The organism is Stenotrophomonas maltophilia, assembly GCF_006974125.1.
GTDB lineage: Bacteria > Pseudomonadota > Gammaproteobacteria > Xanthomonadales > Xanthomonadaceae > Stenotrophomonas > Stenotrophomonas maltophilia_O.
Map to the genome: position 1 here is coordinate 1,382,149 of NZ_CP037858.1, position 17,446 is coordinate 1,399,594.

10 protein-coding genes are annotated in these 17,446 nt (G+C 68.4%); 3 read left to right on the top strand and 7 right to left on the bottom strand.

What is annotated here, in order from left to right:
• Nucleotides 1–549 precede the first annotated feature (549 nt).
• From EZ304_RS06350 to EZ304_RS06375, 6 genes are all read right to left on the bottom strand, one after another.
• Nucleotides 550–1,086 (bottom strand): hypothetical protein, encoded by a 537-nt coding sequence (locus tag EZ304_RS06350; protein WP_142806582.1) that lies wholly within the window; start codon nt 1,084–1,086, stop codon nt 550–552.
• The gene (gene mrcB / locus EZ304_RS06355; RefSeq protein ID WP_142806583.1) at nt 1,083–3,521 is read right to left on the bottom strand and encodes a penicillin-binding protein 1B; all 2,439 of its coding nucleotides are present in this window, start codon (nt 3,519–3,521) and stop codon (nt 1,083–1,085) included. Before mrcB ends, EZ304_RS06350 begins: the two co-directional genes overlap by 4 nt.
• 84 nt (nt 3,522–3,605) lie before the next feature.
• Nucleotides 3,606–4,658: a glycosyltransferase family 2 protein gene (locus EZ304_RS06360; protein ID WP_142806584.1), complete on the bottom strand. Its 1,053-nt coding sequence runs from the start codon at nt 4,656–4,658 to the stop codon at nt 3,606–3,608.
• Nucleotides 4,659–4,730: 72 nt separating this feature from the next.
• Nucleotides 4,731–5,621 carry an SDR family oxidoreductase gene (locus EZ304_RS06365; RefSeq protein WP_142806585.1) on the bottom strand — a complete coding sequence of 297 codons (891 nt, stop codon included), beginning with the start codon at nt 5,619–5,621 and terminating at the stop codon, nt 4,731–4,733.
• A 63-nt stretch (nt 5,622–5,684) separates the two neighbouring features.
• Nucleotides 5,685–7,256 (bottom strand): hypothetical protein, encoded by a 1,572-nt coding sequence (locus EZ304_RS06370; protein ID WP_142806586.1) that lies wholly within the window; start codon nt 7,254–7,256, stop codon nt 5,685–5,687.
• A 30-nt stretch (nt 7,257–7,286) separates the two neighbouring features.
• Complete coding sequence (locus tag EZ304_RS06375; protein ID WP_099551956.1) at nt 7,287–9,443, bottom strand: bifunctional (p)ppGpp synthetase/guanosine-3',5'-bis(diphosphate) 3'-pyrophosphohydrolase; 2,157 nt, start codon at nt 9,441–9,443, stop codon at nt 7,287–7,289.
• A 130-nt stretch (nt 9,444–9,573) separates the two neighbouring features.
• On the opposite strand from EZ304_RS06375, the gene EZ304_RS06380 reads away from it, so the two are divergent.
• On the top strand, nt 9,574–10,110 hold the full coding sequence (locus EZ304_RS06380) for a hypothetical protein (RefSeq protein WP_142806587.1): 537 nt from the start codon (nt 9,574–9,576) through the stop codon (nt 10,108–10,110).
• A gap of 73 nt (nt 10,111–10,183) precedes the next feature.
• Here EZ304_RS06380 and hrpA read toward each other — a convergent pair whose 3' ends face one another.
• Nucleotides 10,184–14,269: an ATP-dependent RNA helicase HrpA gene (gene hrpA, locus EZ304_RS06385; protein ID WP_142806588.1), complete on the bottom strand. Its 4,086-nt coding sequence runs from the start codon at nt 14,267–14,269 to the stop codon at nt 10,184–10,186.
• Nucleotides 14,270–14,355: 86 nt separating this feature from the next.
• On the opposite strand from hrpA, the gene EZ304_RS06390 reads away from it, so the two are divergent.
• Complete coding sequence (locus EZ304_RS06390) at nt 14,356–14,904, top strand: Dps family protein (protein ID WP_142806589.1); 549 nt, start codon at nt 14,356–14,358, stop codon at nt 14,902–14,904.
• 631 nt (nt 14,905–15,535) lie between these two features.
• Entirely contained in the window at nt 15,536–17,341 is a 1,806-nt protein-coding gene (gene recQ / locus EZ304_RS06395) for a DNA helicase RecQ (protein ID WP_099551959.1), read from the top strand.
• Nucleotides 17,342–17,446: the final 105 nt, after the last annotated feature.

Genomic DNA, 17,446 nt, shown 5'->3' on the forward strand with positions numbered 1-17,446 from the left:
CGGCCGGGCGCTGCCCGGCACCCGTTTCAAGCCAGAGCACCAGCAAAAGCAACGGCAACAGCTTGGTTCATGGCTCTGGGTTTCTACGTGCTGGGCGGGTCGGGAGGGGCAGGCAGGACACGCCGTAAACCCATCCCTGGGGGCTCGATGGCGCCATCCATGGCGCCAACGGTCCTGCCTGCCCCTCCCGACCCGCCTTCGACAGTTTCCCGGTGACGGAGGGACGCGCTCCGTAGCGTCGAGCCTGCTCGACTGGCAGCTCAGAAGCTGTGGCAGGAACGGGAAAAGAAGATGGACTACTGCGAGCGCGCGCAGCGCGCGACCCGCTTTTGATTTTCTTTTTCTTTTCCGTGGCTGGCCGCACACGGAAATTGTCAGAGGTCGGGCGGGGTGGGTTCGCGGGGGTGTCCGCGGCATGGATGCCGCGGCCAAGCCCCCATGGATGGGTTCACGGCGTCCCCCGCGAACCCACCCCGCCCGGCCAAGCGCGGCTTTTGCTTCACGCGGCCAAACAGCCAGCCACGAGGGGCTGCGCCGTTGGCAGGAAACCTAGTACCGCTTGATCCCAGGCACCGTGCAGCCTTCCAGCTGCGCATGCGCCGACACCGCATTCTCCTTCTCGCCCCGCGCCAGGCGCGACTGCTCGATCGTCGCCCAGTGCCGGCGGCACAGCGGCCCTGTCTTCGAGCCCAGGTCGACCGCCTTGCGTGCGAACGTCTCCGCCTGCGCCCACTGCCCCTGCAGCAGCGCCAGCTCGGCACGCTCCTGCAGCACCGCCGGATCACCAGCGACGATCTCCAGCGCATGGTCCAGGCTGCTGGCGGCACCGGCCAGATCGTTGGCCTGGCGTTGCGCCAGCGCGGTCACCCGCAGGTCTTCCACCTGCGAATCACGCAGCGGCTGCACCGACAGCTCCTTGTCGTCAGGACCTGCGGCCGCATCCACCGCCGCCAGGCGCTGTGCCGGCGTAGTGGTGTCGACCGGTTTGATCACCGGCGGTGCACTGCTCACGCAGGCGGCCAGGGCCAGGCTGAGGCCGGTCAGGGCCAGGGGCTGCAGCAGGGATCGCATGTTCATCGGCATCATCGGCTCGGGGGAGGAGTGGCGGCGGGCGCCGCAGCAGGTTCGGCAGGCGGTTCCGGCTTGCGGTCCAGGCCGAACCAGCTGCGCCAGCCACCACCCTCGCCTTCAGCCTCGCCCTGCCCGTCCGGCGACACCGCCGGCGCACACGGAGCATAGGCCGGCGCATAGCCGACCACGAACGGGAAGCGGCGCGCTCCCGGGCAGCCCTCATCAGTCGTGTTGAGGCCGGTGGCGGCCACCGACTGCCAATCCAGGCCCTTGTTGCTGACCCGCAGCGGCGCACTGGGAAGGCGCTGGAAGATGCCCGACCAGACCCGCATCGCGCCGGTGGCACCGTACAGGCCGGCCTGCTCGTTCTGGTCGTTGCCGATCCAGATCACCGCCAGGTGATCACCCGTGTAACCGGCATACCAGCTGTCGCGACCATCGTTGGTGGTACCGGTCTTGCCGGCGGGCTGCAGGCGGCCCAGGCCATCGGCGTTCAAGCGCTGCGCGGTGCCGCTGGCAACCACCTGCTGCAGGCCGACACTGATCAGGTTGGCGGCAATCGAGTCGCCCTCCTGCGCCGGTGCCGGGGTCTTGTCGTAACGTTTGAGCAGCTTGCCCTGCGGATCGAGCACGCCACGCACCGCGTGCAGCGGCTGGATCTCGCCACCGGACGCCAGGAACTGGTACAGCTGCGCCATCGCGTACGGGCTCTGGTCGGTCGAGCCGAGGATCACTGCAGGGTTGGCCTCTGCCTTGATGCCGGCCAGCACATGGATCAGCTGGGTCACGCGCTCGGGACCGACCTGCATGCCCACGCGCACCGTGGCCTGGTTGTAGGAATGCGCCAACGCATCGATCAGGCGCACCGTACCGTGGCTGCGGTTGTCCGCGTTGCCGGGGTTCCAGTTGCGGCCGCGGCCGAGCTGCACGGTCACCGGTGAATCATCGACCCAGCTGGCCAGCGAGTAACGATCCGGCTGCGCCAGCGCCAGCAGGTAGACGAACGGCTTCAGCAGCGAGCCGACCGGGCGCTGTGCTTCGATCGCGCGGTTGAAGCCGACTTCGGAAACCTCGCGGCTGCCGATCACCGCCAGCACGTCACCGTTGTGCACGTCGGTCAGCACCATGCCGGCCTGCAGTTCGGGACGGCGCTTGCTTTCCAGCGACTTGATGGTGCGGGTCACCGCGCCTTCGGCATAGGCCTGCGCGGACGGCGACATGCCGGTCATCACGCTCAGGCCGGCGCCCTGCAGCGCCGATTCCGGATAGTCATGGCCGAGCTGGCGGCGAACCAGGTCCACATAGGCCGGGAAGCGGTTGGCTGCCACCAGGCCCGGCGTCTTGGGCACGCCCAGCGGCGCCTTCAGCGCGCGCTGGTACTCGGCATCGTCGATCAGCGTCGCCTCGTGCAGCTTGCCCAGTACGAAATTGCGGCGATCCAGCGCGCGTTCCGGGTTGCGCCGCGGGTCGTAGAAGGACGGGCCCTTGACCAGGCCGATCAGCAGCGCGATCTGCTCGGTTTCCAGCGACTGCAGGTCACGGCCGAACCAGAACTCGGCGCCGGAAGACATGCCGTGGATGGCCTGGCTGCCGCGCTGGCCCAGGTACACCTGGTTGAGATAGGCCTCGAAGATGGTGCGCTTGTCGTAGCGCGCTTCCATGATCAGCGCGTACAGCACTTCGTTGAACTTGCGGGTGACCGTCTGTTCCTTGCCGATCCCGAGCAGACCGCTGCGGGCCAGCTGCTGGGTCAACGTGGAAGCACCCTGGCGGCTCTGGCCACCGGAGCGGATCGTCACCCACACCGCGCGAGCAATGCCGGACAGATCGATGCCGTGGTGACGATTGAAGTCCTTGTCCTCCACCGCCTGCAGGCCGGTCACCAGCAGGTCCGGCGCCTCGTCCATGCGGATCAGGCGGCGTTCTTCCTGCTTCTGCCCGTACAGGGTGGCAATACGTGCCGGGTCCAGGCGCGCAGCCTTCAGCGCCTTGCGGTTGTCGGCGTCACGCAGCGAGGCGACCGCACCGTCGGCCAGCGACAGTTCCAGCCGGCGCGGTGCGACGCGGCCATCCACGTCGTTGTAGCCACGGCTGGAAATGACGAAACGCCCGCCGTTCACCGCATAGGTGGCCGGCTCCTTGCCCTGCCCGTCATCGCGGTAGGCGGATGCGGCGAGCTCGGTCTTCAGGGTCGCCGCGTCCATCGCCTTGCCCGGCGTGAGCACCAGCGGGCGTGCGTACACGCGGGTCGGAATCTGCCAGCGAAGTTCGCCGAAGCGCTGGGTCACCTGTTGGTTCAGGTACAGCGTATAAGGGATCAGGAAGCCCAATCCCAACGCGACCGCAGCCATGCTCCAGGTGATCAGGCGACGCCGCCACAGCGGGCTGTCGTCCTGCTGGTCGTCGTCGTCGAAATCGTCGATGTCGTCGGAATCGTAGCGTCGGGGCACGGGGATGCAGGCAGGTAGGGTCTGGCGAGTCTAACGCAGGCGCCGCGGTGGCTGGCAGGCGATGGCCCGCGGTTTCACTGCAGTTCAAGCAGCGCGCGGCGCCCGCCACCCGGCCCAGGCGCCCGCAAGCGCTGCCCAGCCCCCTTTCCAGCCGCCCCCCGCCAGGCAGACGTTGGCCAGGCGTGCGATCAACCGCGGCGCATCATGGACGATCCAGCCTGCCGGCACATCCACGCGGCGATACAGCTGCAGTCGCGACCACGCCATGCGCCAGGCGAGCGCGTGGAGTCCCTGGAAGCGCTCCGGCGCCACCACCACGCCACGCTGCCCCAGCAGATCGGCCAGGGCGAGCAGGCGCCGGGCCGTGCGCTGGCGTGCCTGCGAATCGAACAGATCGAGATGGCGCAGGCGTTGCAGGAAACCGCGGCGACTGGCACCGATCTGGTTGTTGCCATGCTGCCGGTAGTCGATGGTCGGTTCGGCCAGCATGTCCAATCCTCCACGCAGCGATGCGTGGACCGCCAGCCATTCGTCGTGGCTCCAGCCCGGCGGGACCGGCAGCGATTCGGCCAGCAGGCCACGGCGCAGCGCACAGGTGGCACCGGTGATGAAGTTGCGCAGCAGGATCGCGTCGATCGCAAGGCCCGAGCGTTCCAGCTCGACTTCAGCCGGATGGACCACCAGTACCTCCAGCAGCCGCTGGCCCAGCGGCGCGCCCTGCGCGTCCACCAACCGCGCATCGCTGTGCAGCAGCAACAGGCCCTGATCGGCGTGGAAGCGCTCCACGTAGCTGCGGACACGCCCCGGATGCCAGACATCATCCTGGTCGCACAGGAACAGGATGTCGGCCTGGCAACGCATCAGTGCGTCGGCGAAATTGCGCACATAGCCGAGATTGCGCGCGTGCTGGACGATCTCGACACGGATGCCAAGCGCCTGTGCGCGCGGCACGAAGGCCTGCAGCAGCTGCGGCGTCTGGTCGCTGGAACCGTCATCGCCGATCATGATTTCGTTCACCGGAAGATCCTGGTCGAGGATGCTGTCCAGCTGGGCCTGCAGGTAGCGCGCACCGTTGTAGGTGCACAGCGCGACGCCAATGCGCTCGGCAGGGGCCGATCGGGATGGCGCGTCAGGCATCGAACGTACTCGCGGAAACAAGGGCCGGGGGATGGTAGCAGAGCCCCCCAGGCGGATGGATACGGTGGCTGGCTAGCCGTTGCCGGGATGCGCAGCGATCCGCTGCAGGGCCTGGGCCGCGCTCATCGGTCGCCACGTGTCCGCGTCAGGCTGGAACGGCCGCGGATGTACGCCCAGCAGCGCCTGCAGCGGGCCGTTGTCCGCAATCAGATCCTGCTGCAGGCGTGACACCGGACCACGCGCTCGCGGCAGCACCGCAGCCAGGCCTCGCAGTGCACCGCCCGGCAACGGCAGCGCCAATGTTGGCTGTGCCAGGCTGGCGTGCACGCGGCGGAACATCGCGTGGTACGGCAGGCGCTCGCCGCCGCCGATTTCCAGCACCCGCGCCGACGCTGCGCCGGTGGCGATGCAGGCCACCACGGTGCGGGCGATATCGTCGGCATGCACCGGTTGACGCAGGCCTCCCACCAGCGGTATCGGAAACAGGCGCAGACGCAGCGCACGCTGCACGATCGGGGTGATGCTGCGGTCGATGCCGGCCCCATAGATCAGGGTTGGCCGCAGGATCGTCCACCCCATGCCAAGACGTTCGGCCTGCGCAATCAGGCCCGCCTCGCCCCGCTGCAGCATCGCCACAACGTCCTGTTCGTCGGCCTGCTCGGAATGCTGCTTGCTCAGCACGCTCATCGAACTGGTGGCGATGACCTGCCGCGCCGGGGCCGCCGTCTGCCGCGACAACCATTGTGCCAATGCTTCAAGGGGGCCAAAGCTGGCAATGGCCTGCCACTCCGGAGACGGCACGCTGTCCAGCGCAGCCGCCAGATCCCCACACAGCCAATGCACGCCGTCCTGTGCCGGTTGCGGTCGCCGGCTCACCGCCTGTACACGCCCATGCGCCTGCACCAGGCGCGGCAGCAGGAACCGGCCGATCTGGCTGGTGGCTCCGGAAACGAGGACGGTCATCGGCACTCCGTGGGGATGTTGCGAGGGGTGGCTACTATAGCGGCCCCTCCGGCAGCGGCGGGCTCAGGGCGACGACACCCCGATGTCACGCAGCCGCTGCCGCAACTGCTGGTACTCACTGCTGGAAGTGCCAACGCCAAGCTCGCCCGCCTGCTGGAGCGCACGTTCAGCAAAGGCGACATCACCGTTGCCCAATCGCTCGCTGCCGATCGCAAGCCAACGCTGCGCGAGGCGCTGGCGGGCCGCAGGCAGGCCACCCGCGGTGGGGGCCAGCGTCTGCCAGGCCTGCAGGCAGGCACCTGCAGCCTGCACCCGGTTCTGCCGCAGGTTGTCGTCGAAGCAACTGCGACTGGCGGGCAGCAGGCGCGCGGCAGCGGCCTTCACCCGTGCATCGCGCGGTGCCAGCGCCTGTGCTTCGCGCAGGGCATCGAATGCGCTGTGCCCCGGCGGGCTGATCCATTGCCCTGCGCGCTCGGCGCGTTCGATCCGGCGCAGGTGATCGCGCAGCTCGCGTTCACGCTGCGCGTTGCCCACCGCGGGCTGCTGCAGTGCCCCACGGGCCTGCCGTGCACGCTGCAGGCGCTGCGCCAGTTGCTGTTGTGCCGCCTGCGAAGCGCCCAGCGCTTCCGCCAGCACGGCATCACGCTGCGCCGCCTCGAACTGGAAATCGTCGGCCTGGACCTGGCTTCGCGCCAGCACCGCCTGCAGCACCTGCTCACGGCCCCGCTGGGCAGTGGGATCATCCGGCGCCACCGCCAGCACGGCCAGGAACCCCTTTGCGGCACCTTCCAGCTGCTGTCGTTTCAGTGCGCGCTGTGCCTGCCGCAAGCGCTCGTCGACCGCCCGTGCCAGTGCCTCCTGGCTGGCGGGCAGATCGGCGTGGCCTGCGTCGAACAGGCGCGCGCGCTGCAACGTCGCAGCGGATTCAGCCAGTTCCCCGCGTCCGGCCAGCGTGCGCGCGTGCTGCAGCAGATCGCTCAGTGCGTCCTCGCGCCCCTCCAGAGCAGGCAGGTTGTCCGGCTGCAGTGCCAGGATACGCTGGAACAGCGGCAACGCACTGCTGTCGCCATCGTCCAGCCGGCCGGCCGCGAACGCGTTGCGAGCCTGGGCCAGCAACGCGCCTATACCGGCGCCGGCGCTACGCCGCGCCTGCAGTTGCCGGGCCACGGCGTCGGCGTCGCCCTGCGGCACCTGCAGCTCGCGGGCCAGCGCCAGTGACTGCGCGCTGCCGTCAAGATCGTCGCGCTGCAGCTTGTCGCGGGCCTGCTGCAGGGCCGCCGCTGCGGTTCGTGCAAGGCCCTGGCGGGCCTGCGGCCGATCACCATCCAGTGCCAGCACCGCCTGGTAGCGCTCCCGCGCACCACTGCCGTCGGCCGCACTCAGCCGGCCGGCGGCGAGCGCACGATCACCTTCGACCAGCAGCTGTTCGATCTGCGGCTCATCCCAGAACCAGTCGGCCAGCGGCTTGCGCAGCAGCACCAGCAGCACGAACACCGCCAGCGCCGCGACCAGCGCCCAGCGCCAGACCCGCCGCGCATGACGTGCCTGCAGCCACCACCAGCGGCCTTCGCGACGGACGCGATCCAGCGCAGGATGTTCAGCGCCATGCGGGCGATGCGGGGGCTCGCGTTCCATGCGTGCAGGGTAGCCGGGGCAGCGTGAAGCTCAGCCGAGGCGACGTGCCTCGCTCACGCCCGGCAGCGCGTCCAGCTTGCCCAGCAGGTTCGACAGCTGGTCGTAGTCGCTGACCTTCAGCCGCAGGCGCAGATGGGCACGGCCACTGTTGCGCACGTTGTCACTGTGGATGTCCAGCACGTAGGCGTCTTCCTGGGCGATCAGGTTGGTGATGTCCTTCAGCAGCCAGCGTCGGTCGACCGCATCGACCACCACGTCCACCTCGTAGCCGCCCCCGGCCTGGCCCCATTCCACCGGCAGGATGCGCTGCGGGCTGGTGGCCGCCAGCCGGGCCAGCGCGGCACAGTCTGCCCGGTGCACGGTGACACCGCGGCTACGGGTGAGGTAGCCGACGATCGGTTCGCCGGCCACCGGCTGGCAGCAGCGCGCCAGCTGCACCAGTAGGTTGCCCACGCCCTGCACCGTGAACTTGGACTTGCCCAGGTTCTCGCGGCGGGCGGTCGGGCGCGGAAGCGTCGGCGCAGGGGCCGGCTGGCTGGCCGCGCGTTCTGCTTCCAGCAGGGTTCGGCTGACCTGGTTCGGGCCGGTATCGCCCAGCGCCACCTGGATGTAGAGGTCATCAACGCTGTCGGCGTGGAACTTCTTCGCCGCCACCACCAGATCCGAATGCTGCAGGCCCAGGCGCTTCAGCTCGCGCTCGAGCAGTTCGCGCCCGGCCTGCACGTTGCGCGCGCGGTCCAGCTTGTGGAACCAGCTGCGCACCTTTTCGCGCGAGCGGTTGCTGGCCAGGAAGCCCAGCGCCGGCATCAGCCAGTCGCGGCGGGGGTCGGCTTCCTTGCCGGTGAGGATCTCGACGCGATCGCCGCTGCGCAGGCGATAGGTCAGCGGCACGATGCGGCCATTGACCTTGGCGCCACGGCAGCGGTGGCCCACCATCGTGTGTACCTGGTAGGCGAAATCAAGCGGCGTGGCTCCCTGTGGCAGGTCCAGCACCTCGTCCTTCGGGCTGAGCGCATAGACCCGGTCCTCGGTCAGCTCGGCGTCGAGTGCGCCGGCCAGCTCATTGCCCTGCCCGTCCTGTGCCTGCTCCAGCAGCTGGCGCATCCAGGTGATCTTGCGATCGAACGACTTTTCCGCGCCCTTGCCGCCTTCCTTGTACTTCCAGTGCGCGGCCACGCCCAGCTCGGCCTGCGAATGCATCTCGTGGGTGCGGATCTGCACTTCGATCGTGCGCCCTTCCGGGCCGACCACGGCGGTGTGCAGCGAACGGTAGTCGTTGGCCTTCGGGCGTGCGATGTAATCGTCGAACTCGCTCGGCACCGGCGCCCACAGCGCATGTACCACACCCAGCGCGGCGTAGCAGGCGGCCACGTCGTCGACCATCACCCGCACCGCGCGGATGTCGTACAGCTGGTCGAACGCCAGCCGCTTCTTCTGCATCTTCCGCCAGATGCTGTAGATGTGCTTGGGGCGGCCACTTACTTCGGCATGGATGCCCTGTGCGGCCAGCTCGCGCGACAGCTGCTTCTTCACGTTCTGCACGTAACGCTCGCGCGCCACGCGGGTTTCGTCCACTTCACGCGCGATGCGGCGATAGGTTTCCGGCTCCAGGTGGCGGAACGCCAGATCCTCCAGCTCCCACTTCAGCTGCCAGATGCCCAACCGGTTGGCCAGCGGCGCGTGGATGTCGCGGGTCAGCTGTGCCAGCGCCCGGCGCTGTTCGTCGTCCAGCTTGTCGGCAGCGCGCATTTTCGCAAGCTGCCGGGCCAGCAGGATCGGCACCACGCGCAGGTCGCGGATGATCGCCAGCAGCAGGCGGCGCAGGCCCTCGCTGTTGCGCCCGGCCTCCCGGCCAGCATGCAGCGCCCAGACCGGATCGGCGGCGTCCTGGCCGTCGAGCAGGCCGATCACCGCCGCCTTGTGGTTGCCCAGCGGCAGCTGGTCCAGGCTGGCGCGCAGGCCGGGAAGGTCGAACAACAGCGCGGCGACCACCGCGCCTTCGTCGGCCGAGAGCATCGACAACGCATCGAGGGTATCGCCCAGCACCGACCAGCTGGCGCGCATCTGGTGGTCGCAGTCCGGTGCTTCCCAGTGCTCGCGCAGGGCCTGGCGCAGCGGAGCGGGCAGCACCGCTGCGGAGGGACGGTTCAACAAGGCATCCAGGCCGGGGACAGAAGCGCGGTTCACAGCATCGAGCAGGCAAGACAGAGGTTCCTACACTAGCGCCGGCGCCGTTCAGGGACAATCACCGCGGCCACCATCACCCGGCATGAAGACATGCCGCTACACTCGCGGGCAAACCCAGGAGAGTTCCGCCATGCCCTCGATCGCCCCGCGTTTCCGCCCACGGCTGTTGGCCTGCGCCGCACTGCTGCTGTCCCTGTCGGCACCTGCGCTGGCCCAGCGCGTGGTGGACGGTGACCTGCAGCAGCAGATGTCGCCGACCGAGTTCAAGGCGGCCGGCCTGGACAAGCTGAGCGCGCAGGAACTGGCCACGCTCAACCGCTGGCTGCAGGGCAAGGTCGAAGCAGCGACGACCCAGGCGGTAGCGGCGGTGCGCGAAGAAGCCCGCGAACAGGGCCGCCAGGAAGTGATCGTGAAGAACCGTGGGTTCTTCGGTTTCGGCAGCAGCGAGCCGATTACCGGCGTACTGCAGGGCGAGTTCCGTGGCTTCGGCAAGGGCCGTGTCTACGTGCTGGACAATGGCCAGGAATGGGAGCAGACCGACAGCACCAGCGTGGTCGGTGTGCGCAAGCAATCGCCCAAGGTCAGCATCAAGCCTGGCGTGATGGGCGTGTGGTACATGAAGGTGGACGGCGTGAACAGCCAGCCCAAGGTGCGCCGCTCCAAGTAGTAGATCCACGCCACGCGTGGATGACATTCCACCGCACCCCGCCGGTCATTGTCCGGCGGGGTCGGGCCGGGGGTTACGAGGCCTGGCGCAATGCGGTCACCCGCTGCGCCAGCTTCTTCGCGGAGATGCCGGTGCGCGCGCCCAGCTCCTGCGCGAACAGCGACACCCGCAGCTCTTCCAGATCCCAGCGCAGCGCCTGCCATTGCGGGCGATCGCGCAGGCCCTGCTGCTCGCCCACCTCCAGCGCTTCCAGGAATGGGTGCAGTTCCAGCATGCGCACCTGATCACGCGGCGGATCACGCTTGGCGCGCTCGGTGCGCAGGATCATCGCCTTCAGGTAACGCGGGTACTGGGCAAGGGCATCGGCCGGCGTATCGCGCAGGAAGCCGGGGTGGATCAGCCCGGCCAGCTGCGCTTCCATGTCGTCCAGGTTGCCGCGCGCCCAGCCCATCAACGGCGCCTCCAGCATCGGCTTCAGTTCCGCCACCAGCGCCAGGATGGACTCGGCCAGTTTCAGCCGCGACATCGCCTCGCCGAACAGGGTCTTGGCCGCATGCTCGCGGCGTTGCTCGAAGGCTGCCGCATCGCGGATGTCTTCCAGGCCTTCGGCCAGCACCGCGTTCATCGCCGCATCCACCAGGTCTCCACGCAGGCGTTCCTGCGATTCGATCGCGGCATACAGCAGGCCGGTCTTGGCGCCCACCGGCAACTGCTTGCGCGCCTGCTTGACCTTCTCGGCCAGGGCAATCTCCAGCAGCCGGCGCACGCCCAGCGGGTGTGCCTCCTGTGCCTGCTGCCGATCGGCGAAGATGCGCAGCGCCACGCTGTCGCCCTCGTCCAGCAGCGCCGGATAGGCCGGAACGCCGGCTTCACCGGGTACCTGCAGCGGAATCGGCGTGGCCGGGAACGTGCGCAGGCCGTCAGCCGCCATTTCGCGCCCGGCACGCGCTGCGAAGGCATCGCCGGCACGGCCACCAAATTTCGCGCGCAGCGCTTCCAGATCGCGCGAAGTGGCCAGCACCTTGCCCTGTTCGTCGCGCAGGCGCAGGTTCATGTGCAGGTGCGGTTCGATCGAACCCGGCTCGAAATCGAGCGCGGTCACCGTGGCGCCGGTTGCGCGTGACAGGAAACGCGCCAGCTCGCCAGTGATGGCATCGGCGCTGGGCTGCGGGAACGCCTCGAAGAACGCGCGTCCGAAATCCGGGGCCGGCACGTAGTTGCGGCGCATTGCCTTGGGCAGGCTGCGGATCAGCGCCGACGCCTTGTCGGCGACGAAGCCAGGTGCCAGCCAGCCCAGCTGCACCGGGTCCAGTGCATTGAGCAGGTGCAGCGGCACATCCAGGGTCACGCCGTCATCGTCGGCGCCCGGCTCGAAGCGGTAGTGCAGCGGCAAGCGCGCCTGGCCCAGCGCCAGGTACTTCGGGTAGCGCTCCTGCTCGCTGCCCTCGCCGGGCAGCAGGTCTGCCAGCGACCAGTGCAGGGTCTTGCGCTGTTCCGGCGCCAGTCCCTTCCACCAGGTATCCAGGCCCGCGGCCGAATGGATCTGCGGCGGCACCCGGTCCAGGTACCAGCGTGCCTGCCAGTCTTCGTCGGCAACGATGCCGGCACGGCGCAGCTTGGCCTCTTCCTCGCGGGCCAGGTCCAGCACCTTCTGGTTGTCGGCCACGAAGCTGGCGCGGGTGTTGATCTCGCCGGTCACCAGCGCCTGGCGCACGAAGATGTCGTGCGCTTCAACGGGCTCGATGCGGCCGTAGTGCACCGGCTTCTTCGGTGCCAGCACCAGGCCGAACAGGCTGATCTGCTCGGACGCCAGCACCTGTCCCTGCGCGCGCGACCAGTGCGGGTCGAAGTGCTTGCGCAGCAGCAGGTGCGGCAGCTCGGCGATCACCCAGTCCGGCTCGATGGCGGCCAGGGTCATGCCCCACACCTTCTGCGTGTCCAGCAGGTTGGCCACCAGCAACCACGGCGGCGGCCGCTTGGACAGCGCCGAACCCGGGAACGGCAGGAAGCGGCGCTGGCGTGGTGCCTGGAAATCGCCCTTCTCGGTGCGGTGGCCGATCTGCGTCGGCAGGCCCGCCACCAGCGCCCGGTGCAGGGTCTGGTAGGCGGCAGCGCGTGCACGTTCGCTGAAGCCGCCACCGGCGGGCGCCTGTTCCTTCTGCGCGCGCACCGCCACCGGTGCGGGTGCAGCCTCCGCTTTGCCTTCGCGGGCCAGGCGTGCAGCGCGGTGCAGCTGGCCGCGGGTAGCCTTTACCGCGGCTGCGTCATCACGCGCCGGGGCCGGCGCACTGCTGCCGGCCAGCAAGGGTGCCATCGACGCATCGACAGCCTCTTCCTTCCAGCCCAGTTCTTCGCACAGCAACCGCAGCTGCCGGTGCAGCTCACGCCACTCGCGCATGCGCAGGAAACCGAGGAAGTGGCGGCCGCACCAGTCGCGCAGCTTGGACTGGGTCAGGTCTTCATGGGCCTGCCGGTAGCCATCCCACAGGCGCAGCACGCCGACGAATTCCGAACGCCCATCGGCAAACTGCGCATGCGCGCTGTCGGCCGCACCACGCGCTTCGGGCGGGCGTTCGCGTGGGTCCTGGATGCCCAGGAACGAGGCGATCACCAGCATCGGCCGCAGGCAGCCGGCGGCCTGCGCGGCCACCAGCATGCGCGCCAGCTTCACGTCCACCGGCAGGCGGGCCATCTGCTTGCCGATGGTCGTCATGCGCCGTTCGGCGTCGATCGCGCCCAGTTCGGTCAGTTGCTGCCAGCCATCGGCCACCGCACGCTCGTCCGGGGCTTCCAGGAACGGGAATTCCTCGATGCGGCCCAGGCCCAGCTGCAGCATGCGCAGGATCACCCCGGCCAGGCTGGAGCGGCGGATCTCCGGATCGGTGAACTCCGGCCGCGCCTGGAAATCGGCTTCGGCGTACAGGCGGTAGCAGATGCCCTCGGCGATACGACCGCAGCGGCCCTTGCGCTGGTTGGCGCTGGCCTGCGAGATCGGCTCGATGTGCAGGCGGTCCAGCTTGTTGCGCGGGCTGTAGCGCTTGACGCGGGCGAAGCCCGGATCGACCACGTAACGGATGCGCGGCACCGTCAGCGAGGTTTCCGCCACGTTGGTGGCCAGCACGATGCGCCGGTTCGGTCCGGGATTGAATACCCGGTCCTGGTCCTGGTTGGACAGGCGCGCGTACAGCGGCAGCACCTCGGTGTTGCGGTACTTGCGCCGTTCCAGCGATTGGTGCGCATCGCGGATCTCGCGTTCGCCCGGCAGGAAGATCAGCACGTCGCCACGTGAATCCAGGCGGGTGATCTCGTCGATGGCCGACACGATGGCATCGTTGACGGTGCGTTCGCCCTGGTCTTCGCCCTCGCCTTCCAGCGCGCGGTAGCGCACTTCCACCGGGTAGGTACGGCCTTCGACGCTGATCACCGGCGCATTGTCGAAATGCTGGGCGAAGCGTTCGGTATCGATGGTGGCCGAGGTGACGATCAGCTTCAGGTCCGGGCGCTTGCGCAGCAGCTGCTTCAGGTAGCCCAGCAGGAAATCGATGTTGAGGCTGCGTTCGTGCGCCTCGTCGACGATGATCGTGTCGTAGTTCGACAGCCAGCGGTCACTGGCGATTTCCGCCAGCAGGATGCCGTCGGTCATGAACTTGATGCGGCTGTCGTCGCTGACCTTGTCGTTGAAGCGCACCTGGTAGCCCACCAGCTGGCCCAGTTCGCTCTGCAGTTCCTGCGCCACGCGGCTGGCCACCGCACGTGCGGCAATCCGTCGCGGTTGGGTGCAGCCGATCATGCCGGCCTGGCCACGGCCTGCGGCCAGGCACAGTTTCGGCAGCTGGGTGGTCTTGCCCGAGCCGGTTTCACCGGCAATCACCACCACCTGATGGTCGCGGATCAGCCCGATGATGGCGTCGGCTTCACGCGCAATCGGCAGCTGCGGGTCCAGAGTAATGGACGGCTGCTGTTGCGCCCGCACCTGCCGGCGCTGCACCGACGCCTGCAAGGCCTGCTCGAAGGTGGCGGCCAGCGCCGCATCCTGTGGCTTGGCCTGGCAACGCGAGAGCATCCCCAGCAAACGGCCCCGGTCGCGGCTCATGGCGCCGTCGATGGCGGCGCGCTGTTGGCGCAGGCGGGGCGATGGATTTTTATCGATAGAGTTCATCAATCGGTTCGTTCAAAACTTTGAAAGCGACCAGTCATCGCGACCGGTTTATTGTGAAGGCCAACGATTCCACAAGGAGGAACCCCATGGCGAAGACCAAGAGCACGACCAAGGCCAAGACCGGCAAGCAGAAGCTTGCAGCGGCGGCACCGTCGGCACCGAACATCGATATCGGGATCACCCAGGGCGACCGCAAGAAGATCGCCGACGGTCTGTCGCGCTTCCAGGCCGATGCGTTCACGCTCTACCTGAAGACGCACAACTTCCACTGGAACGTGACCGGGTCGATGTTCAACTCGCTGCACACCATGTTCGAGACGCAGTACACCGAGCAGTGGGCGGCACTGGACGACGTGGCCGAGCGCATCCGCGCGCTGGGCTTCAATGCCCCGGGCTCCTACCGGGAATTCGCTGCGCTGACCTCGATCGCCGAGGAACCGGGCCTGACCGACAGTGCGGACTGGCGTGAAATGGTACGCCAGTTGGTGGTCGCCAACGAAGCGGTCTGCCGTACGGCACGTGAAGTGCTGGGGGTGGCGGCCAAGGGTGACGACGCTCCGACCGAGGATCTGATGACCCAGCGTCTGCAGACGCACGAGAAGTACGCCTGGATGCTGCGCTCCCTGCTGCAGTAAGGGATGGGGGTGTTCGGCAGGGCTGCGCCCTGCACCCGCAGAGGCCGAAGCAACAGCAACTGCCAGAGCAAGAGCAAGAGCTGGTTTCCTGTGGGTTGGCGGGGTGGGTCCGATTGCGGGAGACGCCGTAAACCCCGCTCCGCGGTCCGGCCCAGCCGCTGGCGGCTGTGCGTTCGGGCGCTTGCGAAGCAGTGCTTCGCAAGCAAAGCGCCCTCCCCCTTGGGGGCTTGGCAGCCGCATCCATGCGGCTGACACTCCCGCAACCGGACCCACCCCGCCCTTAGACAGGCTTCCGCGATCTGTCGGGCCAGAGCTGGGGGTCGGATCCGTTTTCCTGCGGAAAACGGATCCGACCCCATTTTGTTTGTCGATATCTGACAGATTTCATCCACGCATGGCGTGGATCTACGAGCCGCCGGCCAACTGTCGAAGGCGGGGCGGTGTCGGAGTGCGGGGTGTCAGCCGCATGGATGCGGCTGCCAAGCCCCCAGGGACGGGTTCACGGCGTCCCCGCACTCCGACACCGCCCCGCCAACCCACGGATAGCCCGCTTTTGACGTTGACGTTGCCGTTGATTCGGCGGGTGCAGGGCGCAGCCCTGCCGACTCCCCCACCGGGGTAAACTAACCGGATGGCTTCCCGTCCCGCGCACGACCTGCTCCAACGCGTCTTTGGTTACGACGATTTCCGTGGTCCGCAGCAGGACATCGTGGAGCATGTGGCTGCCGGTCACGATGCCCTGGTGCTGATGCCCACCGGCGGCGGCAAGTCGCTGTGCTACCAGGTCCCGGCCCTGCTGCGTGACGGATGTGGCATCGTCATCTCGCCGCTGATCGCGCTGATGCAGGACCAGGTCGAAGCACTGCGCCAGCTCGGCGTGCGTGCCGAGTACCTGAATTCAACCCTGGATGCCGAGACCGCCGGCCGCGTCGAGCGCGAACTGCTCGCCGGTGAGCTGGACATGCTCTATGTAGCCCCCGAGCGGCTGCTGACCGGTCGCTTCCTGTCGCTGTTGTCGCGCAGCCGGATCGCCCTGTTCGCCATCGACGAAGCACACTGCGTGTCGCAGTGGGGCCATGACTTCCGCCCCGAATACCGCCAGCTGACCGTGCTGCATGAGCGTTGGCCGCAGATCCCGCGGATCGCGCTGACCGCGACCGCCGACCCACCGACCCAGCGCGAGATCGCCGAGCGTCTCGATCTGCAGGAAGCGCGCCACTTCGTCAGCTCTTTCGACCGTCCCAACATCCGCTACACCGTGGTGCAGAAGGACAACGCTCGCAAGCAGCTGACCGATTTCCTGCGCGGCCACCGTGGCGAGGCCGGCATCGTCTACTGCATGTCACGGCGCAAGGTCGAGGAGACCGCCGAATTCCTGTGCGGCCAGGGGTTCAATGCCCTGCCCTACCACGCCGGCCTGCCGCCGGACGTGCGCGCGAACAATCAGCGCCGCTTCCTGCGCGAGGACGGTATCGTGATGTGCGCCACCATCGCCTTCGGCATGGGCATCGACAAGCCGGACGTGCGCTTCGTGGCGCATACCGACCTGCCCAAGTCGATGGAAGGCTACTACCAGGAAACCGGCCGCGCCGGTCGCGATGGCGAGGCCGCCGAGGCATGGCTGTGCTACGGCCTGGGCGACGTGGTCCTGCTCAAGCAGATGATCGAACAATCCGAGGCCGGCGAAGAACGCAAGCAGCTGGAGCGGGGCAAGCTCGATCACCTGCTGGGCTACTGCGAATCCATGCAGTGCCGCCGCCAGGTGCTGCTGGCCGGTTTCGGCGAGACCTATCCCCAGCCCTGCGGCAACTGCGACAACTGCCTGACACCGCCGGCCTCGTGGGACGCGACCATTCCGGCGCAGAAGGCGCTGAGCTGCGTTTACCGCAGCGGCCAGCGCTTCGGCGTCGGCCACCTGATCGACGTCCTGCGCGGCAGCGAGAACGAGAAGGTGAAGCAGCAGGGCCACGACAAGCTCAGCACCTACGCCATCGGCCGCGATCTGGATGCGCGCACCTGGCGCAGCGTGTTCCGCCAGCTGGTCGCCGCCAGCCTGCTGGAAGTGGACAGCGAGGGCCACGGTGGCCTGCGCCTGACCGATGCCAGCCGCGACGTGCTGACCGGCCGCCGCCAGATCAGCATGCGCCGCGACCCGGCCAGCAGCACCAGCGGACGCGAACGCAGCGCGCAGCGCACCGGCCTGTCGGTGCTGCCGCAGGACCTGGCCCTGTTCAATGCCCTGCGCGGCCTGCGTGCCGAACTGGCGCGCGAACAGAACGTGCCTGCCTTCGTGATCTTCCACGACAGTACCCTGCGCAACATCGCCGAGCAGCGCCCGACCAGCCTGGACGAACTGGCCCGGGTCGGCGGCATCGGTGGCACCAAGCTGAGCCGCTACGGCCCGCGCCTGGTCGAGATCGTGCGCGAAGAGGGGTAGCGCCTGGCCGTGTCCGGCGACCCGCTGATTGGCCGCGCTTCGCGCTCGCCGGGCGTGGCCCGGCGCCACCCTGGTCGTGCTCCAACCTTGAACCGGCCATTCAGC

Coding starts and splice junctions, on each gene's coding strand:
- EZ304_RS06350 (WP_142806582.1), bottom strand. CDS start 1,086: ATGATGCCGATGAACATGCGATCCCTGCTGCAGCCCCTGGCCCTGACC.
- EZ304_RS06360 (WP_142806584.1), bottom strand. CDS start 4,658: ATGCCTGACGCGCCATCCCGATCGGCCCCTGCCGAGCGCATTGGCGTC.
- EZ304_RS06365 (WP_142806585.1), bottom strand. CDS start 5,621: ATGACCGTCCTCGTTTCCGGAGCCACCAGCCAGATCGGCCGGTTCCTG.
- EZ304_RS06370 (WP_142806586.1), bottom strand. CDS start 7,256: ATGGAACGCGAGCCCCCGCATCGCCCGCATGGCGCTGAACATCCTGCG.
- EZ304_RS06380 (WP_142806587.1), top strand. CDS start 9,574: ATGCCCTCGATCGCCCCGCGTTTCCGCCCACGGCTGTTGGCCTGCGCC.
- hrpA (WP_142806588.1), bottom strand. CDS start 14,269: ATGAACTCTATCGATAAAAATCCATCGCCCCGCCTGCGCCAACAGCGC.
- EZ304_RS06390 (WP_142806589.1), top strand. CDS start 14,356: ATGGCGAAGACCAAGAGCACGACCAAGGCCAAGACCGGCAAGCAGAAG.
- recQ (WP_099551959.1), top strand. CDS start 15,536: ATGGCTTCCCGTCCCGCGCACGACCTGCTCCAACGCGTCTTTGGTTAC.